The following is an 805-nucleotide window of genomic DNA, read 5'->3' as shown; positions in this document are numbered from 1 at the left end:
TCGCGGAGGCGTACGTCTCGGGACGCGAGCAGGCCCGCCGTGAGGTCGACAGCTGGCTGGAGTTCTGCGGACTCTGAGAAGACCTGTCCCGCCGCTCCGGAGAGGCCCGGAAATGCGCGACGCCGCGGTCGTGTTCAGGGCACGATCGCGGCGAAGCGGGAAGGGGTGTGACTCAGGAGCCGAAGATCTCCGCGCCGCCACCGAGCGTGAAGAGGATGTACGAGGGAAGGCGGAGCAGGCCGTCGATTGCGGCCGAGCCGACGCCACCCGCGGGGAGGAGGTCAGCGGACCCTTCGGAGAGGTCGAACCAGAAGTCAGAAATCTCGCCCATGTCGTGCCCTTTCGACGTGACGTGCCCACTGTCTGTGGGCTACACCACCAGAAGTTACGACCGCCCTGAGTGCCGTGCCACCGCGAAAGTCACATATTCCCCGGCTTGGTCGCCAGCTAAGGAATTTGCGAACTGTCGACCTGCTAAATGATCGGTTCGTGAAGAACTGGCCACGCTAACTAACTATCGCTCAATTTCGGCGACTGGGTTCTCGGCGATTCGGCGACAGCTGGCTTCTCGCTTCGATTGCGCTACGCGAAGCGGTTGGCGAGTAATTCGCAGATGCCCCTTGTGGTGTCGAACGCGTGACCGTAGAATAGAACACGTATTCGAGACATGGCGCGGCATGGCCGCGTAGGCGACCACGGGGGGTGGGGCATGGACGGCGATCCGGAGCGCACGACCGGTAACCCCGCTGCCGCGTTGGCAGGCCTGACGACGGCGGCGCGCGAAGGCTGGGCCGCCGAGAACCGC

Annotated in this window: 1 protein-coding gene; it reads right to left on the bottom strand. The window is 64.5% G+C overall.

Annotation, left to right across the window (positions count from 1 at the left end; genetic code table 11):
• Nucleotides 1-172: 172 nt before the first annotated feature.
• Nucleotides 173-331 (bottom strand): hypothetical protein, encoded by a 159-nt coding sequence (locus DCI01S_RS17680; RefSeq protein ID WP_165001078.1) that lies wholly within the window; start codon nt 329-331, stop codon nt 173-175.
• Nucleotides 332-805: the final 474 nt, after the last annotated feature.

This window comes from Dietzia cinnamea NBRC 102147, from assembly GCF_001571065.1.
GTDB classification, from domain to species: Bacteria; Actinomycetota; Actinomycetes; order Mycobacteriales; family Mycobacteriaceae; genus Dietzia; species Dietzia cinnamea.
The sequence above is the reverse complement of the archived record's forward strand: the minus strand, read 5'-3'. Positions and strand labels throughout refer to the sequence as shown.

What these genes read in the sequence shown, in the direction of transcription:
- DCI01S_RS17680 (WP_165001078.1), bottom strand. Translation starts at nt 331, where the DNA reads ATGGGCGAGATTTCTGACTTCTGGTTCGACCTCTCCGAAGGGTCCGCT.